We start from the raw sequence: 26845 nt of genomic DNA, 5'->3' as shown, positions 1-26845 counted from the left end.
TTTGTGTAATCCTCTGGAGTTAACGGTGTGCTTGTTACTGGTGTTTCAATTTCCTTAACTGGAGTAACAGTGACTGGAATATCAACTGTAATCACTTTGCCATTTGGCAATTCAATCGTTACCTTAACTGGATCTTTCTTACCTGGCGTTGTTAAGTCGGGAATGTTTGCAACATTCGTTACTTTACCACCTTCTGGAATCTTCATTCCTTTTGTGTAATCCTCTGGGGTTAAAGGTGTGCTTGTTACTGGTGTTTCAATTTCCTTAACTGGAGTTACAGTTACTGGAATATCAACTGTAATCACTTTGCCATTTGGCAATTCAATCGTTACCTTAACTGGATCTTTCTTACCTGGCGTTGTTAAGTCTGGAATATTTTCAACCTTAGTAACCTTACCACCTTCTGGAATCGTAATTCCTTTTGTGTAATCCTCTGGGGTTAACGGTGTGCTTGTTACTGGTGTTTCAATTTCCTTAACTGGAGTTACAGTGACTGGAATATCAACTGTAATCACTTTGCCATTTGGCAATTCAATCGTTACCTTAACTGGATCTTTCTTACCTGGCGTTGTTAAGTCTGGAATATTTTCAACCTTAGTAACCTTACCACCTTCTGGAATCTTCATTCCTTTTGTATAATCGTCTTCAGTCAAAGGAGTGTTTGTTACTGGTGTTTCAATCGGTGTTGGTTTTGTTTCAACTACTTTAATAGTCGCTGGAACTTCAACTAACACTTTTCCATCTTTATCTTTTACAACTACTGTAACTGGTTTATCTCCTGGTGTTGTTCCATCATATGGAGTTGTTTGTCCTTCTGGAACTTTGTATTCGAATGTTGATCCTTCTGGATAGTCACTTGGTGTGATACTATCTTCAGCTTTAGGTTTATCTTTATCTTCAGCATTCACTGGAGTTAATTGTTCTTTACCTTGAACGACTTTAATCTTCGCAGGTACTTCTACAAGTGTATCTCCATCTGAATCTTTCACGACTACAGTAACGTCTTTTTCACCTGGTGTTGATCCATCATATGGAGTTGTTTGTCCTTCTGGAGTCTTGTACTCAAATGTTGTGCCATCTGGGTATTGTTCTGGATCAATACTCTTAGATGCATCTGGTTGTGGTTTGCTTGGATCTGCTACTACGTATTGTGTCTTAGGTTCTACAACAACAATCTTAGCTGGAATTTCTGTAATTGGTTGCCCGTCTAATTTCGCTACTACCGTTACAGGTTTTTCACCTGGTGTTGTTGTATCTACTGGTGTATTGTCTTTGTATTCAAATGTTGTTCCAGTTGGGAAGTCATTCGGATTAATGTTATCTTTCGGATCTGGTTGTTTCTTAGTTGGATCTACTGGTACGTATTTAGGATAACTTTCCACTACACGTACTGTAGATGGCACTTCAACTAATACCTTATCCCCTTGTTTCACAACAACAGTAACTTTCTTATCACCTGGTGTAGATGTATCTACTTCTTCTTTGTACTCAAATGTTGCATCATCTGGGTAATCATTCAAATCAATACTATCTTCAGGAGATGGTTGTTTCTTACCTTCATCCACTGGAACGATTTGTGGATTTCCTTGTACGACCTTCACTTTTGTTGGTACTTCAACAAGTTTATCTTCTCCATCTTTCGCAACGACAACTACATCTTTTTCTCCTGGAGTTGTTGTGTCCACTGGAGTCTTGTACTCAAATGTTGTGCCATCTGGGTATTGTTCTGGATCAATACTCTTAGATGCATCTGGTTGTGGTTTGCTTGGATCTGCTACTACGTATTGTGTCTTAGGATCTACTACCACTACTTTTGCAGGAACTTCTGCAATTGGTTGTCCATTTAACTTCGCTACAACTGTTACATCTTTTTCTCCTGCAGTTGTTGTATCTACTGGTGTCTTGTACTCAAATGTTGTTCCTTCTGGATAGTCTCCTGGAGTGATACTGTCTTTTACCTCTGGTTGTTTCTTAGTTGGATCTGCTACTACAAATTGTAGTGTGCTACCTACTACACGTACTGTAGATGGCACTTCAACAAGTACCTTATCTCCTTGTTTCACAACAACAGTAACTTTCTTATCACCTGGTGTAGATGTATCTACCTCTTCTTTGTACTCAAATGTTGCATCATCTGGGTAATCATTCGGATCAATACTATCTTCAGGTGATGGCTGTTTCTTACCTTCATCTACTGGAACAATTTGTGGATTTCCTTGAACAACCTTCACTTTTGTTGGTACTTCTACAAGTTTATCTTCTCCATTTTTCGCAACAACAACCACATCTTTTTCGCCTGGAGTTGTTGTGTCTACTGGAGTCTTGTATTCAAATGTTGTTCCATCTGGATATTGTTCTGGATCAATGCTCTTAGATGCATCTGGTTGTGGTTTGCTTGGATCTACTACTACGTATTGTGTCTTAGGATCTACTACCACTACTTTTGCAGGAACTTCTGCAATTGGTTGACCATTTAGCTTAGCTACAACAGTTACATCTTTTTCTCCTGCAGTTGTTGTATCTACTGGTGTCTTGTACTCAAATGTTGTTCCTTCTGGATAGTCTCCTGGAGTGATACTGTCTTTTACCTCTGGTTGTTTCTTAGCTGGATCTGCTACCACAAATTGTGGCGTGCTACCTACAACACGTACAGTTGCTGGAACTTCAACAAGTACCTTATCCCCTTGTTTCACAACAACGGTAACTTTCTTATCACCCGGTGTAGATGTATCTACTTCTTCTTTGTACTCAAATGTTGCATCATCTGGGTAATCATTCGAATCAATACTATCTTCAGGTGATGGTTGTTTCTTACCTTCATCCACTGGAACAATTTGTGGTACACCTTCAACTACTGTAACTGGGACTTTAACAGTTGTTGTTTTGTCTTGACCATCTACAGTGTATTTAACAGTCACTTCTACTTCAGTATCTTCTGTTAAGTCTGGAACTGTTACTGTAGCTGTTTCATCAACAGTAACGGTTGCACCTTGAGGTAATTTACCTTTAAATGTTGCATCTTCGATTGATTTTTTCGCTTGAGCAAGTACTTTTTCTTTTGCTTTTTCTTTATCACCATTTTTAGGAACAAGAATTTCATCTGCTTCTGGTTTTGGTAAAACTGTTACTGGAACACTTACTGTTTCTGTTAATTTTCCATTGTCATATGTTACTGGTACGTCAACTTTAACATCTGTTGCTCCTGCTTTACCTGTTGTTTCTGGTAATGTTGTTGGTTCACCTTTTGTTCCATCTGTTCCTGGTGTTACAGCCTCTTTCGCTTGATCCGCCGTTGGTTTTTCACCTTCGAAAACAACGATTTTACTTGGTGTTGAGCTTACTACTGTTACTGGTACATTAATTGTATCTTCTGCTACTACTGTACCTGTAGCGTCTTTATATTGTACTTTTACTGGTACATTATCTTTATCACCATTAGAATCTGTTGCTGGAACAGTATATGTTTGATTTGGATCTAATTCTACTGTAACTCCTGATGGTAATGTTAGTTTACCTAGTGCAGCTTGTGCTTTTTCTTTTACAGCCGTTGTTAAGTTTTCACTAGTTGTATCTTTTAATGTTGTTACTTTTTCTGGTGTTGCTTTTGGTAACACTTCAACTGGTACATTTACAGTTTCATCTCCTGTTGGATATGTTACTGTTGTTGGTACAGTTACATCTTTTGCTCCTACTTTACCTGTTGTGTCTGGTAATCCTGCTTCTGATGGAGCGTTTACTGTTCCTCCTGTACCTGGTGTTACGGCATTCTTAACTTTCTCAGCGTCTGGTTTTTTGCCTTCTACAGTGTAGACTGTTTTCGGTTCTGAACCTAATACATTGATTGTTACTGGTACTGTTGTATTGTATGTTTTTCCATCAACTGTATATATTGCTGGAACATTTACAACACCCTTGTTTGTACCTTTTTCTGCAGTTATTGTCGCTAATACTTCTTCTGTAATATCACCAACTGTTACTGTTGCTCCTGTAGGTAATTTTCCTTTGAAGTCAGCTGCTTCTACTAATGCTGTTGCTTTTGCTTTAGCAACTTCTTTAACTTTATCTACGGTTGCCCCTTTAGGTACTTCTACCTCACCAGTTGCTTTTGGTAATACTGTTACTGGAACTTTCACTTGTTCCGGATCTGTGATTCCGTCGTAAGCTACTGGTAATGTTACTTCTTTTTCACCTGATTGTTTTGTTAAATCAGTTGGAATTACAGGAGTACCCTTTGTTCCATCAGTTCCTGGTGTAACTGCACCTTTAACTGCATCAGCGGTTACTTCATCACCTTCGAATACTACAACTTTACTTGGTGTTGAGCTTACTACTGTTACTGGTACATTAATTGTATCTTCTGCTACTACTGTACCTGTTGCGTCTTTATATTGTACTTTTACTGGTACATTATCTTTATCACCATTTGAATCAGTTGATAGAACAGCATATGTTTGATTTGGATTTAGTTCTACTGTAACTCCTGATGGTAAAGTCAATTTACCTAGTGCAGCTTGTGCTTTTTCTTTCACTGCTGTTGTTAGGGTGTCACCAGTTGTATCTTTTAATGTTGTTACTTTTTCTGGTGTTGCTTTTGGTAATACTTCAACTGGTACATTTACAGTTTCATCTCCTGTTGGATATGTTACTGTTGTTGGTACAGTTACATCTTTTGCTCCTACTTTACCTGTTGTTTCTGGTAATCCTGCTTCTGATGGAGCGTTAACTGTTCCTCCAGTACCTGGTGTTACAGCATTCTTAACTTTCTCAGCATCTGGTTTTGTGCCTTCTACAGTGTAAACTGTTTTTGGCTCTGAACCTAATACATTAACCGTAATTTCTGCATCTTTTGTATAAGTTGTTCCATCTACTGAATAAGTTACTGGAACTTTAACGATTCCTTTGTTTGTTCCTTTTTCTGCAGTCATTGTTGCTAAAACTTCTTCTGTAATCTCACCAATCACTACATCTTTAGAACCTTCTGGTAATTTAGCTTTGAAGTCAGCTGATGTTGCTACTTCTGTCGCTTTTGCTTTCGCTACTTCTTTTACTTTATCAACAGTTGCACCTTTAATTACTTCTACATTACCTGTTGCTTTTGGTAAGACCAACACAGGAACTGTTACTGTTTCAGGAAGTACAACATTTCCCTTCGTATAAGATACTGTTGTTTCAACATTAATAATTTGTCCAGCTTTACCAGTTGTTGTAGGCATATTTTGAACATTATTTGTTGTAGCTGTATATCCAGGAATTGTAGCAGGAGTTATTTTCCCCTTAATATCATCATTTTGGATTGTATCTCCTTCAAAAACAACTTTCTGTTGCTTAGTAGATGCCACTACATTCACATTAATGTCTATTTGATTATTAAATTTCTTACTTCCAACAGTGTGAATAACTGGTACTTTTAGAGTTCCACTATTTTCTTTTACAGCAGCTGTAGAATAACCTTGTACCATTGCAATTAAACTTGTTTCACTTAAATTTAGAGCAGCAGTAGCTTTTAATGTTGCTAATTTTTCTCTATAAGCTTCTGAATTTAGTAATTCTTCAGCACTTACTGTTGCTGCTTCTTTTGCTTTTTCAAAAGTTGTTCCAACTGGTACAGTTATAGTGCTATTTCCTGTCATAGAATCAATATAAATACTACGATTATATTTATAGTCTGGATTATCGGAAGTTTCTAAACTATTAGCATTTACATTCACTGGAGTATTATATCTATCCGCACCAACTATTCCATACGGTAAGATCATATTTCCTAATTTATCTTTTCCTCCAAATCCATTTTTCCCTACTACCTCAAATGTTGCTTCCCCGACAAAATCAGGCGTTACTTCAAATGGGATCGTAACAGTGTTGGATTTACCACTTGTTGGATTAATATCTCGTTTTGGTAAATCAATTTTAAAAGTAAGTTCTCGTGTATCTTTGTTATATTTAAAGTCATAAGTATAACTTGGAGCAAATAAACTTTTGCCATTTACTTCATTTAAGTCTGTCCCTTGTAATGTACCTAACTTAACACCTTTAGGAACTTTCAACGTAACTTCATACTTAGTCTGATATACTACTCCTACTCCACCATTATTACTTAGCGTTACATTAAACGTTCCTTTTTGAGCATTTTTATAAATAGAGTCCTCTGTATAACCATATGCTTCTTTATCTCTACCTGAAACAACTGTCGTCGTTAAAGTCAGTGCTGGTCCTGGAGTTAATCCTAGTCCTGCAACTATATATCCATCTTCAACCTTATGACCATTCAAGTAGCCAGAAGTTGTTGGCTGATCTCCTGCTTCTACAAATACACGTACCTTAGTCGTCCCTTCAGGCACTTTTACTACACGCCATAATGCAGCAAAACCATCCGAATCTGATCCAGGTTTTCCAATAAATTCTGTATCTGAAGCTTTTCCATCTTTTCTAGTTAATTCTGATAGCGGTTGGCCAGTATAGGCATCCACTATTCTCATTTTTATTTTTTCACCTTCAGATGAAAGACCCATTTCTCCATACGCACTAGAAAAGACAAGATTAGCATACAAATGAGAGTTAGGGTTTACGTCGAAATCTTTATAGATAGTTGTTCCTTGTTTTTTTAATTCTACATAATAATCTTTATTAACTTTTCCTATACTTCCATTTCCCAAACGATCAGTACTAATCATATATCTTAGTACTCCACCACCAGCGTTTGGTCTGCCTTGACCACCAGTAGCAGTAACATGACCGTTATTATCATAAACTTTTGCTGGTTTTGGTGCATATGTGGTTGCTGATTGTCCTTCTTTATATTCTATATCAGTAGGTGCTTCTGGTTTAACAATATTTACGGTGTTTGCACCTTCTTTATCAACAATCTTCCAGCCGCCCAAAGCTCCTGCTTTGGCTTCATCAACCGTTATTTCTTTTTGTTTCCAATGATAAGTTGCTGAACCCAAATTAATAGCACCACGTATACCAGAAGCTTGATTTTCTGCACGTTTTGTATGTGATGTAGCATTTGAAAAGTCAGGCGTTCCAAAAGTATCATTTAAATTACTAATTACTGCATCAGATGGATTATTCCCATAATTTGCTAAGTGATTATTGGCTGGTGCTCCCCAATCTAATTTTTTAGCTTGGTATAGTTTCAATAAATCTACTTTATCTTTTAACTCTTGTAAAAGTGCATGCTTTTCTTTTTCTGTTGTTGGGATGTTGTTCCCTTTATTTCTAACAGCTTGTGCAGACTCTTTTACCTGTGTTAGTATTCCTACGAACTCTTTATCTGTTTGCCCTTCTCCTTTAGCATTTTCAGCAGAGATTAAAGATTCAACTTTTGCGATTTCCGCCTCTAATTCAGAAGCTTTTTGTGTAATATCATTCGTATTTACAGCAACAGGATTTTCAGTACCATCTGCAACCGTACCTGTATCTCTAAACCCACTCTCACCTTTTCCTAGAATAGCTTGTCCATTTCTTGGATCTTGGTTTTTGTTTACTTTTGTTGCTTCTGATTTGATACTGTTTAAAATGACAAGGTTACTTGAAAGTTGTTTAGCCAATGCATTAACTTTTACCTGTGTTTTTGTATCATCGTTCAAAAGCTCTTTTGCTTTATTAACCAAGTTTTTAGCATCATCAATGACTGATTTTGTTTTCTTGCCTTCGGTTAATTGACTCAATCGACTTTCAACTTTAGCAACTAAATCTTCTAATGATGCGGTATTAATAGCAACTTTTTCTGTCACTACATTTGGAGTTTCAACTGGACTTGCTTGTGTGTTAGTCGCAGACTCTTTAGCAGAACTAGTTTGTTGTCCATCGGTCGCTTTATCAGTAGCAGATGCTTGTCCAACAACTTCCTTAGAGGGTTCCGGGGACTTATCATTTAGATTTTGAGGATTTTGAACTTCTCTAGTTTCTGGATTAGTTGCTTGTTCAGCCGCTTGAACACTTCCTCCACCAAGGAAAAACAATCCAGTAGCTACAGCTACACTAGCCGCACCGAAACTAACCTTACGAATACTGTAACGTGTGAATTTCTCCACTTGCGATTGGCGAACATGACGCCCTTTGGGTTTAAACATTCCCTTACTCCTTTTTTCTGACAAATGTCAGTTAATATATATAGGAAGGCTAAAAACAACAAGCCCCCCCTCAAATATATTTGTATATTTAAAGGTTCTCATCAAGATTATACCCTTTAATCCTTTATAAATCAAGTATTTCGGTTTTCCAAAAGATAATATATTAATCCCATCAGATTGTTAGTTATAATATATTTAAAATATAAATAATGTCTATATTGTTGATGTTTTTTATAAAAAAAGCCTAGTTTAAAATGGTAAAACTAGACTTTTTTATCTATTTTATTTTTCTTCCTTCACTTCTTTGGTTGCTACATCATCACCAAACCATTTTTTGCTAATTTCTTGGAACTTACCATCCTTATAAAGATTAGAAAATCCTTCATTTATCTTTTTAACCAGAGTTGTATCTTCCTTACGTGCTCCAACCGCAAAATCTTCTGTTTCTAGTCCAACTGTAAAGACATTATAATCGTTTAAAACGCCTTCTGCTTCTAAATAATAGTTTGCATAGACACGATCAATTAATAGACCATCAATTCGATCGTTTTTCAAATCAATCAAGGCTTCATTAAAGGTTTGGTATTGATTCGCTTTATTATTAGCAACAATATCCTTCAAAATCGCTGGATTTGCTTCAAAATCCTCATAACCAGATGAACCAGCTTGAGCTCCTAATGTCTTTCCAGCCATATCCTTTGCAGTCGTGATACCTGAAGATTTCTTAGTCACCAATACCTGCTCATTCTTCATATATGAGTTACTGAATGCTACCTTTTCACGGCGTTCATCTGTAGCAGAATAACCATTCCAAATCAAATCAATTGTTCCTTTTGTCAATTCAGCTTCTTTCAAATCCCAATCAATCGGTTGCCAATTTACCGTAATGCCATATTTTTCAAAAACAGCTGTAGCTAAATCAATATCAAATCCTGCATAGGAACCATCTTTCTGAGCAAATCCCATTGGAACAAAAGTACTATCAAATCCAATAGTAATAGACTTGTTAGACTCGTACTTAGACCAATTATCTCCACTAGTTTCACTAGCATTTTTCCCACAAGCTACTAAGAACAAAGCAGTCATTAGACTGACTAATATAAGCATCAATTTTTTCATCACTTTTTCCTCCTATTTAGGTTCTACTTTTAATAATACATCTGCAATATTTTCCGCAAACTGTAAATCATGGGTAACCACAATCTGGGTCATGCCAAGTTCTCTATTTTGCAAGATTAGTTTTTCCACTTCCAAGCGTAATTCTGGATCCAGTGCAGAAGTTGGTTCATCGTAACCAATGATTTCTGGGTCAATCATCATAGCACGCGCCAAAGCCACCCGCTGTTTTTGCCCACCTGATAGTGAGAATGGATAAGCATCTGCGTGCCCTGCTAACCCTAACTGTTCCAAGAGTCCACGCGCCTTCTTCTCTGCCTCATCCTGCTTCATTCCCATTGTTTTCACAGGCGATAAGGTCAAATTGTCTAAAACTGACAAATGAGGGAAAAGTTGAAAATCTTGGAATACAAATCCCAGTAGATTTCGCTTCTCCAGTTCATCCAATTCTAAAGATTCTCCATTATAAAAGATTTGCCCTGAATCGATGGTTTCAAGACCTGCAAGCATGCGTAAGAGAGTCGTCTTACCTCCGCCAGAAGGCCCAACGATAGCTAGGATTTGCTTTTCAGGAATATTTAGACTGAAATCAGACAGGATTCGTTTGTCTCCGAATTTCTTATTGATATTTCGTAATTCTAACATGTCAACCTCCTATCTATAATAACTGTACTTCTTCTCAACTTTTTTGGAAATGATTGTCACAATCCCAATTAAAATCAAGTAAATGGCTCCTGCCAAGAACATCGGAACCAGGCTGGCATCACGGTTGGCAGCTGTTCGACTAGCCAAGATAAGGTCTGAAATTCCTAGAGCATAGACCAGAGACGTATCCTTGACCAAACTCATGACCTCATTAAAGACACTAGGAAGAACAATCTTGGTTACCTGAGGCAAAATAATATAGCGCACTGTGTCAAAAGGACTAAACTTCAAGACCTTAGCAGCCTCATATTGACCTTTAGGGATGGTATCAATCCCCCCACGGAAGATTTCAGCAAAGTAAGCCGCATAATTGAGAACAAAGGCAATAATAGCTGCAGGAAGACGGTCCAAACGAATCCCAATGCTTGGGAGCACATAATAGATAAAGATCAATTGCAAGAGCAAGGGTGTCCCCCGCATAATCCAGATATAAATGTTAATCAGATGATGGAGGGGCTTCCAATGGACTTGCAAGGCAAAGGCAATCAAAACGCCCAAGGGAATAGAAAAAATCAAGACCAGCGCAAAAACCTGTAAAGTCATGCTTGCACCGCTCAATAAACTCGGTAATATCTCAAACAAATAAGACATACTGACACCTCCTTAAAATAATTGTCCCTATTATAGCATACATAAACTAAATTACAACTATTTTTATAAAAAAAATTACATTGTTAACAAAAATAAAAACTATATCTTTCAAAATTGATAAGATATAGCTTTAAATCATTTTATTCCTAAAGTCTTTCATACAATTCTTGCATTTGCACATCATCGGGAACTAGTTTTAAATAAGCTTGTGCATTGACTTTTGCCTCCTCAAAGTAGCCCAATTCACGCAAGAGATAGATATAGTGTTCCAGAAATTCGGGATTATCCTTCAAATCTCCTGTCAACTCTTGGTAATGCTCATAGGCGGTATCCAAAGCGTCCATTTCTTGATAAGAACGAGCAATCATCCACTTGGTCAAGAGATTTTCTGGCTCTTCGCTCTGCAAGTCTAGAATATCCTCATAACGCTCCTGCTCTAGATAAATAGTTGCCAAACGAAGCAAAATTTCTTCTGTATCCTCTGCATCTTCTTTAGCAGTAAGGAGGTAATTTTCTGCACCACTAGCATCATGCAATTCATAAGAAAATTGTGAGGCCGCTAGCAGAAGACGAGTTTCGAAAGGATTTTTCTCCAAGCCTTGCTTAGCGATAAGCAGGGCTTCTTGAACTTGATGTTCCTTATGTAAGGCCTGACTATAGCCATACTCATAGCCTTCAAAGTCAGGAGAAATGGTATCAAGCTGCTTAAAGTAAAGGACAGCCTTTTGGTATTCTTCTCGGTCAAAGTAAAGACTGGCTAACTCAAAAGCTGTAAGGTCATCGTATTCTAACTCCAAGGCTTTTTCTAAAAACTCTGTAGCCGTTTCAAATTTCCCTAACTGGGCATAGGCAAAGCCAATCCGTTGATAGGTGGAAATACCTGTCTGCTCATAAATCGAGCGATTATCTAACTGGGCATAGCCTTGAATGGCCTCTTGGTAATTTTCCAACTCACTATCCAACTCTGCCAATCCCAATATCAAGAGAGGATCTTCTGAGTAGGTCAAAGCCTCCAGCAGTTTTTCACGCGCCACATCTGTCAAACCTTCCATCTGGTAAAGGTCTGCTTTCAGAGCCAAAGCCGAAACATACCAGTCACTGTCAGCTTGGATTTCCTCTAGGTAGGTAAAGGCTTCTTCTATTTGACCATCTTCGCTAGCAATCGCTGCTAGATTAAGATGAACCTCTGGAAAATCCTCTACAATTTTCAGGTAAATTTCCTTGGCCTGAGGATAGAAACCAATTCCTTCTAGATAGGTGGCTAACTCATAAAGAAGGTCACTTGGATCATTTTCTAAAGCTTTGACGAAATAATGTTCTGCCTTAACTAAATCTTGCTCTTCCAAAGCCTGTAACATCTGTTGACTATTGTTCACTCTTGACTTCCTCTCCCTCTAGTTCATATAGGCCACTGACTACCTTATACCATTCAAAAATTGCTGAAATGACAACCTTAGCAGAGGCATAAACTGGAATACCGAGTAAGACTCCCCAAATACCAAACATGGATCCTGAAGTTAACAGGACAAAGAGAACATTAATGGGATGGATGTTTAATTGGCTTCCCAAAATCAGTGGAGAGACAAAACGGCCTTCAATAGTTTGTTCCACGATAAAGATAATCACCACTTTTAAAAGCATGACTGGCCCAGCAATCAAGCCCAATACTAGAGCAGGAAGCATGGCTAGAAAGCTACCAAGATAAGGAACCAGATTTAAAATACCAGCAGTAACACCCAGCGTAACCGCATAGCGTAGACCGATAATCTTGAAAAAGATGATAAACATTACTGCTACAATAATAGCCACTGTTACTTGCCCTCGAACATAGTTGGACAACTGTTGATTCACATCTGACAGAACCTGTCCTACAGGCTCCTTCAATTTCATCGGCATGAATTGAGTCAAATAGTTACGCAAGCCTTTCCCATCACGCAAGAGATAAAAGAGCATGAAAGGAACGATAATCAAGGCAACAATTACTTGAGAAGCCCCGCTAATAAAGGCACTCACCCAGTTGACTGCCTGAGATGAAACCTTACTTGCCCAAACTGTAGCCTGACTAGAGAAGTTTGTTAAAACTTGCTCTAACTGAGGTCTGAAATCATCTGGCAAACGCTTGGTGACCAAATCATTAATAACTCTGTCTGCATCTTCAAGGTAGATTGGGACATTCCTTGCAAAGGTTAAAACCTGACGTTGCAGATTTGGTATAGCTACTGCCAAACCCCAAATAATAAAGAGAGCGATAATGACAAAGACAATAGTGATGGCTATGACGCGATTAACTTTGTGTTTTTCCATCCAATCAACAATAGGATTTAATAAATAATATAGCAGGCCAGACAGAATGACTGGTAACATCACAACTGCTAAAAAGTCTAAAACAGGTGAAAATAGAAAACTAATCTTACTTAAAATAAAAAGATTCAGTCCCAATAACAAGGTTACCAAAAATACCGTAATGGCCTTGTTATCCAAAAACCACTTGAAAAACCAAGATAGGCTAAAATGTTTCTCTTTTTGTTCCATAAATACTTCCTTTCTATCGTTCTCTCATTATATCATTTTTGAAGTAAAATAACTCTTTTTTTAAGTGCTTATACTCTTCGAAAATCAAATTCAAACCACGTCAGCTTCGCCTTGCCGTACTCAAGTACAGCCTGCGGCTAGCTTCCTAGTTTGCTCTTTGATTTTCATTGAGTATTACATGGAGACAGAGACATAAAAAATCCCCTCAAAAGAGGAGATTCGATTAGTCTTGAATATGACGTTCTAAGTTCTTCTGATAATCTGCGTTTGATTTGGCTTTTTCTTCAGCAAATTTCTTGCGGAACTCATCCATTTCTTTAGTAGTGACAATCTTATCTTGGATTTTAAGGTATTTATAGCTAAGTTCACCAGTCTTATCACCTACCCAGCCATCTGCACCAGTACCTAGAACTTTCTTCGTTACGAGCATTTGGGCACCGTCTGACTGTGCAGGAATAACCAAGGCACTGTCTGTTAACCAAGCTTGAGCTTTTGCATATTTAGAATATCGTTTTTCAAGATCTGTTTTCTCACTATTAGCATCCGTGATTAACTCTTTAAACTTATCTAACCCAACCGCTTTGATTGCTGAACTGTCTTTACCTGGTACTACACCTAGGGAACCAAGAAGATTTGGTCCAGATGTTGGATCAAATATATCTAGATAAGTTGATGGATCTGCGTAATCAGGCCCCCATCCACTATTTGCATTAATATCCCAGTCAGTATTGGTATTAGAAGTAGCTAGAACCGTCATACTTGCCAATTCATCATCAGAAACTTGTTGAATATCAACTATAACATTATCTGATCCAAGAGCTTCCTCGATAGATTGTTTATAAGATTGATATTGACGCACAAACTGTGGACGAGTAGAAGATACTGGAATATCTAAATGAATAGGGAACTGTACTCCATCAGCTTGAAGAGTTTTCTTGGCAGCTTCCAATTTAGCTTTAGCCTTATCTACATTATGAAGTGAATCCTGGGCATCATCAAGACTGACATCTTTCCATACACCATCTAATTTATCCAATTCTGCCTTAGCTACTTGCCCAAATGACTGCTCTCCTACTTGTACAAATGTTGGAGGTGTTAAACTTGTACGTAATTTACGCGGTGCTACTTCGTCCCCAAATACTTGAGAGATTCCTGCTTTACGATCTGTAGCAAAAGCCAAGGATTGACGGAAATCTTTGTTCAGCAAGGCCTTCTTAGTAGATGTTTTTTCTGCATCACTTGTTTTGGCAGTATGATTGTAAGCAACACGGTCAATATTAGTCGAAATATAGAAAGTAGTTCCTTGTTGTTGACTATAAATAATGTTATCTTTGTATTTTTCTTTTAAGCGTTCATAGTTAGCAGAGTTTTTAAAGAGAGGTGCTGCAGGATAATTTCCTTCATCAAAACCGCGTCCAAGAGAGTCTGCATCCTGACCATCAAAGTAAGACAACTTAATATCGTCAATAAAGACATTTTGTTTATCCCAATAGTTTTGGTTTTTGGTCATTTCAATAGAAGATTTAGATGTAAGACCTGTGAGAAGATAAGCCCCATTGTATAGAATGCTTGTTACATCAGTCGCCTTACCAAAGTCATCTCCTTTAGAAGCTAAAAAGTCTTCGCTAACAGGAGCAAGAACTCCCATTGTTGTTTTCGAATTCCAGAAAGATTCTGGATGGTTTAAAGTATAGACTACAGTATAATCGTCTGTTGCTTTTACACCAACAGTAGAAAAATCCGTTGTTTTCCCATTTACATAGTCATCTAATCCTTTAATAGAATCCTGTACAAGATAAAGTCCTTCTGATTTCTTGTCAGCTGCGTGTTTTAGACCAGTCACAAAATCCTGAGCCTTAACTTCCCCATATTCTTCGCCTTCATTGGTATACCACTTGATACCCTTACGAATTTTATAGGTATAAGTCAAACCATCTTTGGAAACAGTCCAATCTTCTGCAACTGATGGTACTAGATTCCCATATTGATCATTTTCCAGTAGTCCATCAATGACATTACCAGTAATCTGTTTTGTAGACTTTTGCCCAGCAACTGTATAATCCAGACTCGCAGGATCTGATGAAAATACATAGGCATAAGTAACTGGTTTAGTTGCTTCTTTATTCCCATTACCAGATGAACAAGCTGCTAGAACAGCTGCTGAGAGTACAGCAACTCCAGCTGCTAAGAAAACACGTTTTTTCATAAAAAAACTCCTTTGCAATTTGTATAGGATTATTATAGCACTTTTCAAAAGGAAATCAAGCTAAATTTGATATTTTATTATACACATCTATGTGTTATAGAGTTCCTCCAACTACAGTTTTTGTGATATAATAGTCTTATCTTTATAAAGAGGTATTATCATGAAAGAAACTGTTTATTTTGGAACTTATACACGTCGTATTTCCCAAGGGATTTACAAGGCAGACTTTGATACAGAAACTGGGCAGCTTTCAAATCTAAAACTTTTTGCTCCTGAACCAAGTCCAACCTATCTTGCTTTTGACCAGAAGCAACATCTATACACCGTTGGTAGTCAGGATGCCAAGGGGGGCATTGCAGCCTATCAAACTGATGGAACCTTATTAAATCATGTCGTGGAAGAAGGAGCTCCCCACTGTTATGTTTCTGTTGATGAAAAGCGTGATTTAGTCTATGCGGCCAACTACCACAAGGGGCAGGTCCTTGTTTATAAACGTCAGGAAGATGGTAGTCTTCTACTTAGTGATGTGGATCAACACAGTGGCCAAGGTCCACATGAAAATCAAGCTTCACCCCATGTTCACTTTACAGACTTAACACCTGACCACTATCTAGTGACTTGTGATTTGGGAACTGACCAAGTTATTACTTACGACCTTAATCAAGAAGGGAAATTATCTAAGCTCTATACCTATCACAGCCAGCCAGGAGCAGGATCACGCCATATCATTTTCCATAATCACTATAAAATCGCTTATCTCATTTGTGAACTCAATAGCACTATCGAAGTTTTAATCTACGATGGTGTTGGCGAATTTGAACGCATGCAGGTCATTTCAACTCTACCAGACGGTTATGACGGCTTTAATGGAACTGCTGCTATTCGTCTCTCTAAAGACGGTAAATACCTCTACGCTTCTAACCGTGGCCATGATTCTATCGCAGTATATACAATTCTTGCAGACGGTAGCTTAGAATTGTTAGAAATCGTTCCAACACATGGTCAGACTCCACGTGATTTTGATTTGACACCAGACCAAGAATTCCTTATTGCTGTCCATCAAGACTCTGACAATGCAACCGTCTTTAAACGTAATCCTGAAACTGGTCGTCTAGCAGAACTTTCTAACGACTTCCATGTACCAGAAGCAGTCTGCATCAGTTTTGCTCCTTAAAAAAACATAAAAAATGAACTTGGTAACTCAAGTTCATTTTTTTCTTATAGTCTTTTTCCGACATTGATACGATTAATAGCACGTTGCAAAGCAATCTTAGCACGACGTTCTTGATCAATCAAGTGTTTTTCGTGAGCTTCTTCGATTTCACGCTCCGCACGAAGCTTTGCACGTTCTGCACGGCTAACATCGATATCACGAGCACGTTCTGCAGAATCCGCAACGATTGTAATGATATCATTGGCAATTTCAATAACGCCTCCGTTTACTGCAATCCAGTTCACGTGATCTTCATCATCAATACGTTTCACCTTTACTTCATCAACTGCTAAAACCGCAATCATATTTTCATGTCGTGGCAAGATCCCCATCTCACCATCCAGAGTTCGAACTGATACATAGCTGGCATGGTGATCATAGACGAGACCATCTGGTGTCACGATCTGGACAGTTAACTGAGCCATAGATCACCTCTTAAAATCCCATTTTTTCAGCTTTTGCAATCACGTCTTCGATAGAACCTACACCACGGAAGGCATCTTCTGGTAACTGATCATGTTTACCATCAAGGATTTCCTTAAAGCCACGAACAGTTTCAGCAACTGGAACATAAGAACCAGGCTGACCAGTAAATTGTTCCGCAACGTTAAAGTTTTGTGACAAGAAGAACTGGATACGACGGGCACGAGCCACCAAGGTCTTTTCTTCATCAGAAAGCTCATCCATACCAAGGATAGCAATGATATCTTGCAATTCATGGTAACGTTGAAGGACACGTTTTACTTCAGCAGCAACTGCATAGTGCTCTTCTCCAACGATTTCAGGTGCCAAGGCACGTGAGCTTGAAGCAAGTGGGTCAACGGCTGGGTAGATACCCAATTGTACCAACTTACGTTCCAAGTTAGTTGTTGAATCCAAGTGAGCGAAGGCTGTTGCTGGCGCTGGGTCAGTATAGTCATCCGCTGGCACATAGATAGCCTGGATAGAGGTTACAGAACCCTTCTTAGTTGATGTAATACGCTCTTGCAATTGACCCATTTCCGTAGCAAGGGTTGGTTGATAACCAACGGCTGATGGCATACGACCCAAAAGGGCAGATACTTCTGAACCAGCCTGAGTGAAACGGAAGATATTATCGATAAAGAGAAGCACGTCTTGGCCTTCCACATCACGGAAGTATTCAGCGATTGTCAAACCAGTAAGGGCAACACGCATACGTGCTCCTGGTGGCTCATTCATCTGACCAAATACCATGGCTGTTTTCTCGATAACGCCTGATTCTTTCATTTCCCAGTAAAGGTCGTTCCCCTCACGAGTACGTTCCCCAACACCAGTAAATACTGAAATACCACCGTGTTCTTGGGCAATGTTGTGAATCAATTCTTGAATCAAGACGGTTTTACCAACTCCGGCACCACCGAAAAGTCCAACCTTACCACCTTTTAGGTACGGGGCAAGAAGGTCGATAACCTTAATCCCTGTTTCAAGGATTTCAGAAGAGGTAGACAACTCATCAAAAGTTGGAGCTTTTTTATGAATTGGCTGACGCTCTGCATCTTCTGTGAAAGGAGCTTCCAAGTCAATGGTATCTCCCAAAACATTGAAGACACGTCCCAAAGTTTCTTTACCTACTGGTACAGAGATTGGACGACCTGTGTCCAATACTTCCATTCCACGAGTCAACCCATCTGTTGATTCCATGGCGATAGTACGAACCATACCATCTCCCAACTCCAAGGCTACTTCAAGGACGATTTTTGTTTTTCTTTCGTCATTTTTGTAGACGACAAGTGCATTGTTAATCTCAGGAAGTTTTTCCCCTGCTGCAAACAAGACGTCTACAACAGGACCGATAACCTGAGCAATTTTACCTGAACTCATCTCCTTCTCCTATTCTATATAAGATACTGTCGGTTCCTAGCTCAACTAGGTCCTAAGTTCATTTTCATATGAGCTGGACTAGTGCTTATTCTAAGGCACTAGCTCCTGCTACGATTTCTGTAATTTCTTGTGTAATCGCCGCCTGTCTGGCACGGTTATACTGAATTGTCAAATCATTGATGACTTTTTTAGCATTATCTGTCGCTGTTTGCATGGCTGTCATACCAGCAGCATTTTCAGCTGTCTTGGCATCGATAATAGCACCGTAAATCATACTCTCTGCAAACTGAGGCAATAACTGCTCCAAAATTTCTTCTCGACTGGTTTCCAATTCAAAAGTCAAGCTGTACTCTTCATCCGCTTCATTTGGATCCAAGTCAACAATCGGAAGCATTTGTTCCACACGCATTTGACTGGTTAGCGTATTGACATGGTGATTGTAGCAGACATAGAGTTCATCAAAAAGTTCATTTTGGTACATTTCAACAGTTTTTGAAATAATCTTACGAACTTCATCAAAGCTAGGTTGGTCTGCCAAGCCACGTAGTTCATAAAGTGGTTGAATACCACGAGCTTTAAAGAAATCAGCTCCCATTCCACCGATACAGATCATTTCAAAACCTGTACCGTCTGGGTGGTATTCTTCTTTCAACTCCATAACGGCTTTCAGAATAGAAGAATTATAACCTCCAACCAAACCGCGATCTGAAGTAATGACGATATAGCCTGTCTTCTTAACTGGACGGCTAATCAACATCGGATTGGTTGAGCCACCAGAACCATTACCATGAAGGATATCTGTCAAGAGCTTGCGAACTTTTTGAGCGTATACTTGGAAGTTACGAGCAGCTTCTTCAGAGCGACCTAGCTTAGCAGCCGAAACCATTTGCATGGCATTAGTGATTTGACTCGTATTTTTTGTTGAGGCGATTTTTGTTTTAATATCATTTAGAGATACTGCCATCTGACACCTCTATTCTTATTGGAAGCTGGTTTGATTGAGAAACTCTGTAATCGCAGCATCCAAGACTGCTTCTTCTGGCAAGTCTTTTGTATCACGAATGGTTTCCAAAATCTCTGGATGTTGAGCGTCAAAGAAGGCATGGAACTCTTCCTCGAAACGAACAATTTCATCTACTGGAACAGTATCCAAGAAACCATGTGTCAAAGCATAGAGAATGGTTACTTGTTTCTCAACAGGTAATGGTTTATGAACAGGTTGTTTCAAGACCTCAACGGTACGACGTCCACGATTCAACTTAGCCTGTGTTGCCGCATCCAAATCAGAACCGAACTTAGTGAAGGCTTCCAACTCACGGTATGAAGCAAGGTCGATACGAAGTGTACCTGCAACCTTCTTCATGGCTTTGATTTGTGCAGAACCACCTACACGTGATACAGATGAACCCGCATCGATGGCTGGACGAATACCCGCATTGAAGAGACCATCACCAAGGAAGATTTGTCCATCAGTGATAGAAATCACGTTGGTTGCAATATAGGCAGAGATATCTCCTGCTTGTGTCTCGATAAATGGTAGGGCTGTAATTGATCCACCACCAAGTTCATCAGAAACTTTAGCTGAGCGCTCAAGCAAACGGCTGTGAAGGTAGAAAACATCCCCTGGGAAGGCTTCACGACCTGGAGGACGGCGAAGCAAGAGAGACAGTTCACGATAAGCTACCGCTTGTTTTGAAAGATCATCATAAACGATCAAAACATGCTTACCTTGGTACATAAATTCTTCCGCCATGGCAACTCCAGCATAAGGAGCTAGGAAAAGCAATGGAGATGGTTGTGAAGCAGAGGCTGTCACAACGATTGTGTAGTCCAAAGCACCGTACTGACGTAGTGTTTCTACTTGCGTACGAACTGTTGATTCTTTTTGTCCAATCGCTACGTAGATACAGATCATATCTTGACCTTTTTGGTTCAAGATTGTATCAATCGCAATGGTTGTTTTCCCTGTCTGACGGTCACCAATAATCAACTCACGTTGACCACGACCAATCGGTACAAGGGCGTCAATAGCTTTCAAACCAGTTTGCAATGGTTCTGATACAGACTTACGTTGCATAACACCAGGAGCTGGCGCTTCTACTGGACGAGTTTTATCAGTGTGGATTTCTCCAAGACCGTCAACCGGACGACCAAGCGGATCCACAACACGACCAATCAGACTTTCACCTACTGGGACTTCCATGATTTTACCTGTACGGCGGATTGTATCGCCTTCACGGATATCTGTAAAGTCACCTAGGATGATAATACCAACGTCTGTTGACTCCAAGTTTTGAGCCATACCATAAGAGCCGTTTTCAAAAATCAACAACTCTCCACTCATGGCATTTTCAAGGCCATGAGCACGCGCGATACCATCCCCGATATAGGTTACAACACCTGTTTCAGTCACATCAAAATTGGGTTTGAAATTTTCAATTTGTTGCTTAATTAAAGCGCTGATTTCTTGTGCGTTAATTGCCAAAAGAACACCACTTTCTATTTCAAATTTTCTTTAACAACTTTAAGTTGTTGTTTAATACTCACATCAATTGTCTTGTGATTGGCAAAAATGACAAAACCACCAATGAGACTTTCATCGATTTGTTCTTTTACACTCCTTACTTTAAGAGACATTTTTTTCTCAATCAAAGGGAGCAAACGACTCTTCTGTTCATCAGTTAGAGGATGAGCAGAAGTAATCGTCACTTCAAATCGATTTGTTTCTTTTTCAAGTCGGTTCAAACAATCTACAAGCACATCATAAAAAAGATTTGCTCTGTGATTGTAGACAAGAACCTGGATCAAGTTTTGCAATAAAGGTGACACAGAGTCTTGGAAGAAAGCAATTGTTTTTTCCTTATCAGACTCGTCTACTGCCACTTTTTTTAAAAAAGAAGGTAAACCTGTTTCTTCAGCAACTTGCTTGATTTGAGTCAAGTCTGAAAAGATACGGTCTTCTTCTCCTTTTTCAAGTACCAATTGGACAAAAGGCATGCTGTATTTTTCAATTACCTTTACTGTTTTCTTGTCCATTAAGCTTCTCCTAGCTGATCGATATACTGATCAATGAGTTCTTTATGGGCATGACCGTCAAGGTTTTGTGAGATGATTTTACCAGCCAAGCTGATTGTCAAATCTGCTACCTCACCCTTAACGCTTTGTAAAGCTTCAGCTTTGTTTTGAGCAATTTCTTGATTTGCTTTTTCTTTTAAGCGTCCTGCTTCTAGTTTAGCATCTGCTAAAATACTAGCCTTACTTTTCTCAGCTGTTTCTTTCGCATTCTCAATGATTGTCTTAGCTTCTTTACGGCTACCAGCTAATTCATCTTCGCGTTTTTGAGCCAATACTTCCGCTTTTTGACGTGCTTCTTCAGCTCTATCAATATCTGAAGCAATTTTTTCAGCTCTTTCTTCGAAAATGCCTGTAATATTAGACCATGCAAATTTTTTAATCAAGACTAGCAAAAGGATAAAAGAGCCAGCGATTAAAATAAAATTACCAATTAATTCACCTACTGTTACGTGCATCAGTTACTCCTTTCTACTCTCCATCATTAATTTTATTTCCTAGGTACATAGAGGATAATAGTGTAAAGACATAAGCCTGTACACAAGAAATGAACACGGAAAATGCAGTCCAAACTAAGTTTGTCCCAAATGCGATTGGATACCAAAAAATAGCCTGATGTGAAAGTAAAAGAAGCAAGCTTGTCATTACTTCACCTGCAAAGATATTCCCAAAAATCCGCAAAGCAAGAGAAAGGAAATTCGTGACTTCTTCAAGTAGATTCATCGGTGTCATAAATGCAGGAGTTACAAAACCTTTTAGGTATTGTTTAATCCCACGACGACGAATCCCCTCAATGTGCGCCATCACAATAATACAGAAAGACAAGACAAGGTCAAAGGAAAGATTTGCAGTTGGCGATGTCCAAAGGTTTGTCCCATCTGTTGTTTGAAGTTTAGCCATCAAACCAAGATTATTGGCGATGACCATAAAAAGAAATAAACATAAGTAAAAGAGTGAGTAATCTTTTATGTAGTGGGAACCAAGGTTAGGTTCTGTAAATCCAATTACAAAATCATAGAGATACTCTAGTACATTTTGTTTACCTTTGGGTTTCAATGTCATATTACGACTTGCCCAATAGATAAATGCAAAAATCAGAAACACAGACAGCAAAGTCAAGGCTGTCAAAGTTAAATCAAAGGTAACAGGACCAATATTGATGGTTGGATTGATACTTTCTTCCATCTAACATTCTCCCTTCTCCAATTTATATTTCGTTATTTAATAATAAATGAGAAGACAAGAGTTACGAAGAAAGTTCCTTCAATAAAGGCAACCCCTAAAAACATCAAGCTACGGAACTCAGCGATAATATCTGGTTGGCGAGCTACTGATTTCAACAAACCATTCATCAACATACCCTCACCAAGAGACACACCCATACAGGCAAGACATAGACCGAAAAATGTTAAATTCATGACGAATTCTCCTTTTAATTAAAATTTACTTACTTAGTTTAGTCCTAAAAATTGGATTTGTCAACTTTTTTATAACGTTGAAAGCGTTTAATGAAAATTATTTACAATTTTACAATTTTTGAGTCTATTATATAGAAAACTTTGTAAAAAACTTGTAATAAATCCAACCATTATCTAGGTCTTTCTGAAAAATACTGCAAAGATGCTAGGCAAAAAGGCTTGAAAATCAAAAAACTGTATAGTATAAAGTATTGAAAAACTTGATACTATACAGTTTATTATAGAAATATTTACTTCATTTTCTCTTGGAATTGAGTTTTCGGCTACTTCAAAACTAGATGATTTGCTATTTAAAATAGCGTTCCTTATGATTTTGGCAACCTGGATTAAAGCGAGAAAAACAAAAGGGGCAACTTAAGCTTTCTTTATATTGCTTATATGTTAGTAGATTTAGACAAACACCACATAAAATAGGCTTATCCTGTATCAAAGATGAGGGATACGGCTCAAAAAGGTGATTTTCTAATGAATCATGACACCGATAGCAAGCATAGTACTTTTTACAGTCATAACATTGTAAAGCAATAATATCCAGCTTGCTATGGTAATGAATACATCTTGTTTGCTTATCCACTAAGAAACCCTGTGCCTCTATCATTTCCTTTTCCTTTCTTAAGCACGTACTGTGACACTGGTTCCATCTTCCTTATAAAGATTGATGAGTCCTTCTTTGAGAGCTCGAACCATGTCTCCTGCTTGAACGGGTTGAGGCACCTTAATAGTCAACAGTTCCATTGGATTTGGAGCGCGATCAATCTTATTTCCTTTAGCATCATGCAAATCTTCAATATAAGTTTCAAAATGACGGAAACCTGGGCCGTAAAACTCAACTTGGTCGCCCTCGTTAATGACGTTACGTTGACGAATAGTTGCTGTTTGTGTCGCATCATCATAAGAAACCACTTCAGCGACAAACTTGTACTCAGGAATTTTACGGCGAGCACCAAACAACTGCTCATTTTCAGATGGTGTACCGTAGTAGAAACCTGTTGCCAATTCACGTTGGGCAACCTTCCACATCTCGTCCACCAAGTCTTGTTTGATCGCTTCAAACTTTTCAGGACTTTCAAGATATGCATCCACAGCCGCCTTGTAGCAGTTGGTTACTGTTGATACGTAGTGAATAGATTTCATACGTCCTTCGATTTTTAGACTGTCCACACCGTTTTCAATCATATCTGGGATATGGTCAATCATGGACATGTCAACGGCTGACATTGAAAATTCTTCTGGGATTTCCCCTTTCAAGCTCTTACGTTCTTTCCCGAATGGCATATCGTAAAGGTCGTACTTCCAACGACAAGACTGAGAACATCCACCACGGTTAGCATCACGCATACTCATGTGATTTGAAAGAGTACAACGACCAGAGTAAGAAATACACATGGCTCCGTGGACAAAGGCTTCAATCTCAACATCTGTACGTTTGCGAATTTCTGCCAATTCTTCCATTGAAACCTCACGCGCCAAAACGACACGAGTCAAACCCAGTTCCTTCCAGAACTCAAGAGTTTCATAGTTAGTGGCACTTGCTTGGGTAGAGAGGTGAATTTCAAGACCTGGTGCTTCTGTCGCTGCAATCATAATCAAGGCTGGGTCAGATACGATAACTGCTGCAATCCCGATATCACGCAGTTTACGGAACCACTCACCAGCTCCCTCTTCATTTCCTTCGTGCATAACCATGTTGGCAGCCACATAGACCTTGGCACCGTACTTGGCCGCAAACTGGACGCCTTCTTCCATCTGTTCAAAGGTAAAGTTTCCAGCACGGCTACGAAGACCATAGGCCTGACCACCGATAAAGACAGCATCTGCCCCATACTGAACAGCTACTTTTAGCTTCTCTAAAGTCCCTGCAGGCGATAAAACCTCAGGACGTTTTAATGTTTTTGTCATGTTTTCTCCTATTTGCAATATAAAAGTTTGACGTTTTTCCTTCTCATTTTATAGTAAATAAGCCATAAAATCAAGCCTAGACAAATTGTTTTGACAATTCTAATCTTTTATCAGTTGAAACAAGTAGTCAAAAAACCAGATAAAGTAAAAACCAGTACCCAAAGATACTGGCTCGTTAAACTACATAAATCAGTCCTTAGTTAACTACTCCCACTCAACGGTTGCAGGTGGTTTACTTGTAATATCGTAGACGATACGGTTAACATGATCCACTTCGTTTACGATACGTACTGAGATTTTTTGAAGGACCTCCCAAGGAATTTTGGCAAAGTCAGCTGTCATGCCATCGATAGAAGTGATAGCGCGGATAGCAATGGTGTAGTCATATGTACGACCGTCACCCATTACACCGACTGAACGAACGCCTGTGTTAACTGTAAAGTATTGCCAGATATCGCGGTCAAGACCTGCTTTAGCAATTTCCTCACGAAGAATAGCGTCTGACTCACGAACTGTTTCTAGCTTTTCTTCAGTGATTTCACCCATAACACGGATAGCAAGTCCTGGTCCTGGGAATGGTTGGCGCCATACGATATGGTCTGGCATACCAAGCTCTGTACCAAGGGCACGAACTTCGTCTTTATAAAGAGTGTTGAGTGGTTCAATCAGTTCAAATTGCATGTCTTCTGGAAGACCACCCACGTTGTGGTGTGACTTGATAGTTTGAGCTGTATCTGTACCAGACTCGATAACATCTGTATATAAGGTACCTTGAGCAAGGAATTTTACATCTTTGAGCTTGCTTGCTTCGTCATCAAATACATAGACAAACTCGTTACCGATGATTTTACGTTTTTGTTCAGGGTCAGAAACACCTGCAAGTTTGTCAAAGAAACGTTTAGCAGCGTCTGCTTTGACGATATTCAAACCAAACTTACCACCAAGCATGTCCATAACTTGGTCCGCTTCACCTTTACGAAGAAGACCATGATCCACGAAGATACAGATCAATTGATCGCCAATAGCCTTTTGGAGAAGAACTCCAACGACAGATGAGTCAACTCCACCTGATAGACCAAGAAGGACACGTTTATCACCGACGGTCTCACGAATTTTTTGGATCTGCATATCAATGAAGTTATCCATTGACCAGTCGCCTTTAGCCTTACAAATGTTAAAAGCAAAGTTACGAAGAATGTCATTACCATATACAGAATGACGAACTTCTGGGTGGAATTGGATACCGTAAATGTGTTTATCTGGGTTTTCAATGGCTGCGTATGGGCAGTCAGCTGATGTACCCGTACGAACAAAGTCAGCAGGAATTTCAGTAACCGCATCACCATGGCTCATCAAAACAGTCTGCTCATCAGGTGTTGATTCAAAAAGAGCTGATGGTGTGTGAGTTAGAGTTGATTGACCATATTCACGATTTCCAGCATCACCTGCAGGAACAACTTTTCCTCCAAGTTTATGGGTTAATAACTGCATACCGTAACAGATTCCCAAAATTGGAATTCCAAGTTCGAAGATTTCTGGGTCAATATCAAATGAACCATCTTCGTATACAGAGTTTGGACCACCTGAAAGGATGATTCCTACAGGATTGATTTCACGAACTTCAGCAGCTGAAATTTTATGGCTTTTTAGTTCTGAAAAAACACCAATCTCACGGATACGGCGTGAAATCAGCTGGTTGTATTGGCTACCATAGTCCAATACGATGATTTTTTCTACATCTTGCAAATCAGTTGAAATGTTGCTCATCTTTTTCCTTTCTCAAAAGAAATATCTTTTTCCAATATTCTATCACAAATAAGGGCGAATTACCAACTAATACTCAATGAAAATCAAAGAGCAAACTAGGACGTAACTTCTCAAAGCAACTTCCACTTGACTTGCCGAAGTGGAAATTAGTCTAAAACGGATTTTTATGGTGGAATTAAGTATGAGACGTTTGAGTTAGAAATGAGGCTCACTATGACAAAACATAAACACCTTACCCTTTCAGACCGTAATGATATCCAACTGGGCTTAGAGCGCGGTGAAACCTTCAAAGCTATTGGACAGTCCATTCTAAAAGACCCAACTACTGTCTCCAAAGAAGTCAAACGAA

Annotated in this window: 20 protein-coding genes; 2 read left to right on the top strand and 18 right to left on the bottom strand. The window is 38.9% G+C overall.

Annotated features, from left to right (window positions below):
- The 7 genes from D8787_RS08320 to D8787_RS08285 all read right to left on the bottom strand — a co-directional run.
- Positions 1 to 8075 (bottom strand): Rib/alpha-like domain-containing protein (locus D8787_RS08320; RefSeq protein ID WP_125422742.1); only part of this gene is annotated, 8075 nt, incomplete at its 3' end.
- A 282-nt stretch (positions 8076 to 8357) separates the two neighbouring features.
- Positions 8358 to 9194 (bottom strand): amino acid ABC transporter substrate-binding protein, encoded by an 837-nt coding sequence (locus tag D8787_RS08315; RefSeq protein ID WP_102211193.1) that lies wholly within the window; start codon positions 9192 to 9194, stop codon positions 8358 to 8360.
- Between the two features lie 12 nt (positions 9195 to 9206).
- On the bottom strand, positions 9207 to 9836 hold the full coding sequence (locus tag D8787_RS08310; protein ID WP_125422737.1) for an amino acid ABC transporter ATP-binding protein: 630 nt from the start codon (positions 9834 to 9836) through the stop codon (positions 9207 to 9209).
- A gap of 9 nt (positions 9837 to 9845) precedes the next feature.
- Positions 9846 to 10487, bottom strand: a complete 642-nt coding sequence (locus D8787_RS08305) for an amino acid ABC transporter permease (RefSeq protein WP_102211195.1) — start codon at positions 10485 to 10487, stop codon at positions 9846 to 9848.
- Between the two features lie 146 nt (positions 10488 to 10633).
- Positions 10634 to 11863, bottom strand: coding sequence for a tetratricopeptide repeat protein (locus tag D8787_RS08300; protein ID WP_185776780.1), 1230 nt, complete (start codon positions 11861 to 11863; stop codon positions 10634 to 10636).
- Entirely contained in the window at positions 11853 to 13019 is a 1167-nt protein-coding gene (locus tag D8787_RS08295; protein ID WP_125422734.1) for an AI-2E family transporter, read from the bottom strand. Before D8787_RS08295 ends, D8787_RS08300 begins: the two co-directional genes overlap by 11 nt.
- A 223-nt stretch (positions 13020 to 13242) precedes the next feature.
- Positions 13243 to 15225 (bottom strand): peptide ABC transporter substrate-binding protein, encoded by a 1983-nt coding sequence (locus D8787_RS08285; protein ID WP_125422731.1) that lies wholly within the window; start codon positions 15223 to 15225, stop codon positions 13243 to 13245.
- Between the two features lie 160 nt (positions 15226 to 15385).
- Between D8787_RS08285 and D8787_RS08280 the strand changes: the two genes are divergently transcribed.
- The gene (locus D8787_RS08280) at positions 15386 to 16399 is read left to right on the top strand and encodes a lactonase family protein (RefSeq protein WP_125422728.1); all 1014 of its coding nucleotides are present in this window, start codon (positions 15386 to 15388) and stop codon (positions 16397 to 16399) included.
- A gap of 44 nt (positions 16400 to 16443) precedes the next feature.
- On the opposite strand, the gene D8787_RS08275 is transcribed toward D8787_RS08280, so the two are convergent.
- From D8787_RS08275 to guaA, 11 genes are all read right to left on the bottom strand, one after another.
- Positions 16444 to 16863 (bottom strand): F0F1 ATP synthase subunit epsilon, encoded by a 420-nt coding sequence (locus tag D8787_RS08275; RefSeq protein WP_042900827.1) that lies wholly within the window; start codon positions 16861 to 16863, stop codon positions 16444 to 16446.
- Between the two features lie 10 nt (positions 16864 to 16873).
- Positions 16874 to 18280 carry a F0F1 ATP synthase subunit beta gene (gene atpD / locus D8787_RS08270; RefSeq protein WP_000094358.1) on the bottom strand — a complete coding sequence of 469 codons (1407 nt, stop codon included), beginning with the start codon at positions 18278 to 18280 and terminating at the stop codon, positions 16874 to 16876.
- Positions 18281 to 18365: 85 nt separating this feature from the next.
- The gene (locus tag D8787_RS08265; protein ID WP_125422725.1) at positions 18366 to 19244 is read right to left on the bottom strand and encodes a F0F1 ATP synthase subunit gamma; all 879 of its coding nucleotides are present in this window, start codon (positions 19242 to 19244) and stop codon (positions 18366 to 18368) included.
- 15 nt (positions 19245 to 19259) lie between these two features.
- Positions 19260 to 20765 (bottom strand): F0F1 ATP synthase subunit alpha, encoded by a 1506-nt coding sequence (gene atpA / locus D8787_RS08260; protein WP_042900828.1) that lies wholly within the window; start codon positions 20763 to 20765, stop codon positions 19260 to 19262.
- A gap of 14 nt (positions 20766 to 20779) precedes the next feature.
- A complete protein-coding gene (locus tag D8787_RS08255; RefSeq protein WP_049524193.1) occupies positions 20780 to 21316 on the bottom strand; it encodes a F0F1 ATP synthase subunit delta in 537 nt (178 codons plus the stop codon).
- Positions 21316 to 21810, bottom strand: coding sequence for a F0F1 ATP synthase subunit B (gene atpF / locus D8787_RS08250; protein WP_000558549.1), 495 nt, complete (start codon positions 21808 to 21810; stop codon positions 21316 to 21318). Before atpF ends, D8787_RS08255 begins: the two co-directional genes overlap by 1 nt.
- A 13-nt stretch (positions 21811 to 21823) precedes the next feature.
- On the bottom strand, positions 21824 to 22537 hold the full coding sequence (atpB, locus tag D8787_RS08245) for a F0F1 ATP synthase subunit A (protein WP_125422722.1): 714 nt from the start codon (positions 22535 to 22537) through the stop codon (positions 21824 to 21826).
- 32 nt (positions 22538 to 22569) lie between these two features.
- Positions 22570 to 22770 carry a F0F1 ATP synthase subunit C gene (locus D8787_RS08240; protein ID WP_001054559.1) on the bottom strand — a complete coding sequence of 67 codons (201 nt, stop codon included), beginning with the start codon at positions 22768 to 22770 and terminating at the stop codon, positions 22570 to 22572.
- A 346-nt stretch (positions 22771 to 23116) separates the two neighbouring features.
- The gene (locus D8787_RS08235) at positions 23117 to 23428 is read right to left on the bottom strand and encodes a CHY zinc finger protein (RefSeq protein ID WP_125422719.1); all 312 of its coding nucleotides are present in this window, start codon (positions 23426 to 23428) and stop codon (positions 23117 to 23119) included.
- A gap of 14 nt (positions 23429 to 23442) precedes the next feature.
- Positions 23443 to 24729, bottom strand: coding sequence for a peptidase U32 family protein (locus tag D8787_RS08230; protein WP_102210931.1), 1287 nt, complete (start codon positions 24727 to 24729; stop codon positions 23443 to 23445).
- A gap of 204 nt (positions 24730 to 24933) precedes the next feature.
- The gene (gene guaA / locus D8787_RS08225) at positions 24934 to 26496 is read right to left on the bottom strand and encodes a glutamine-hydrolyzing GMP synthase (protein WP_125422714.1); all 1563 of its coding nucleotides are present in this window, start codon (positions 26494 to 26496) and stop codon (positions 24934 to 24936) included.
- Positions 26497 to 26709: 213 nt separating this feature from the next.
- Between guaA and D8787_RS08220 the strand changes: the two genes are divergently transcribed.
- Positions 26710 to 26845: helix-turn-helix domain-containing protein (locus D8787_RS08220; RefSeq protein WP_142999115.1), on the top strand; the 136-nt coding region annotated here is incomplete at its 3' end.

Origin of the sequence: Streptococcus mitis (assembly GCF_003944325.1) — a bacterium.
Classification (GTDB): domain Bacteria; phylum Bacillota; class Bacilli; order Lactobacillales; family Streptococcaceae; genus Streptococcus; species Streptococcus mitis_CW.
This window is presented reverse-complemented; position numbering and strand designations above follow the sequence as displayed.

Excerpts from the sequence above, each read along its gene's own strand:
- guaA (WP_125422714.1), bottom strand. The coding sequence starts at position 26,496 with ATGAGCAACATTTCAACTGATTTGCAAGATGTAGAAAAAATCATCGTA.
- D8787_RS08315 (WP_102211193.1), bottom strand. The coding sequence starts at position 9,194 with ATGAAAAAATTGATGCTTATATTAGTCAGTCTAATGACTGCTTTGTTC.
- D8787_RS08310 (WP_125422737.1), bottom strand. The coding sequence starts at position 9,836 with ATGTTAGAATTACGAAATATCAATAAGAAATTCGGAGACAAACGAATC.
- atpD (WP_000094358.1), bottom strand. The coding sequence starts at position 18,280 with ATGAGTTCAGGTAAAATTGCTCAGGTTATCGGTCCTGTTGTAGACGTC.
- D8787_RS08230 (WP_102210931.1), bottom strand. The coding sequence starts at position 24,729 with ATGACAAAAACATTAAAACGTCCTGAGGTTTTATCGCCTGCAGGGACT.
- D8787_RS08275 (WP_042900827.1), bottom strand. The coding sequence starts at position 16,863 with ATGGCTCAGTTAACTGTCCAGATCGTGACACCAGATGGTCTCGTCTAT.
- D8787_RS08295 (WP_125422734.1), bottom strand. The coding sequence starts at position 13,019 with ATGGAACAAAAAGAGAAACATTTTAGCCTATCTTGGTTTTTCAAGTGG.
- D8787_RS08240 (WP_001054559.1), bottom strand. The coding sequence starts at position 22,770 with ATGAATTTAACATTTTTCGGTCTATGTCTTGCCTGTATGGGTGTGTCT.
- D8787_RS08235 (WP_125422719.1), bottom strand. The coding sequence starts at position 23,428 with ATGATAGAGGCACAGGGTTTCTTAGTGGATAAGCAAACAAGATGTATT.
- D8787_RS08265 (WP_125422725.1), bottom strand. The coding sequence starts at position 19,244 with ATGGCAGTATCTCTAAATGATATTAAAACAAAAATCGCCTCAACAAAA.
- atpB (WP_125422722.1), bottom strand. The coding sequence starts at position 22,537 with ATGGAAGAAAGTATCAATCCAACCATCAATATTGGTCCTGTTACCTTT.
- D8787_RS08280 (WP_125422728.1), top strand. The coding sequence starts at position 15,386 with ATGAAAGAAACTGTTTATTTTGGAACTTATACACGTCGTATTTCCCAA.
- D8787_RS08255 (WP_049524193.1), bottom strand. The coding sequence starts at position 21,316 with ATGGACAAGAAAACAGTAAAGGTAATTGAAAAATACAGCATGCCTTTT.
- D8787_RS08285 (WP_125422731.1), bottom strand. The coding sequence starts at position 15,225 with ATGAAAAAACGTGTTTTCTTAGCAGCTGGAGTTGCTGTACTCTCAGCA.
- D8787_RS08305 (WP_102211195.1), bottom strand. The coding sequence starts at position 10,487 with ATGTCTTATTTGTTTGAGATATTACCGAGTTTATTGAGCGGTGCAAGC.
- atpF (WP_000558549.1), bottom strand. The coding sequence starts at position 21,810 with ATGCACGTAACAGTAGGTGAATTAATTGGTAATTTTATTTTAATCGCT.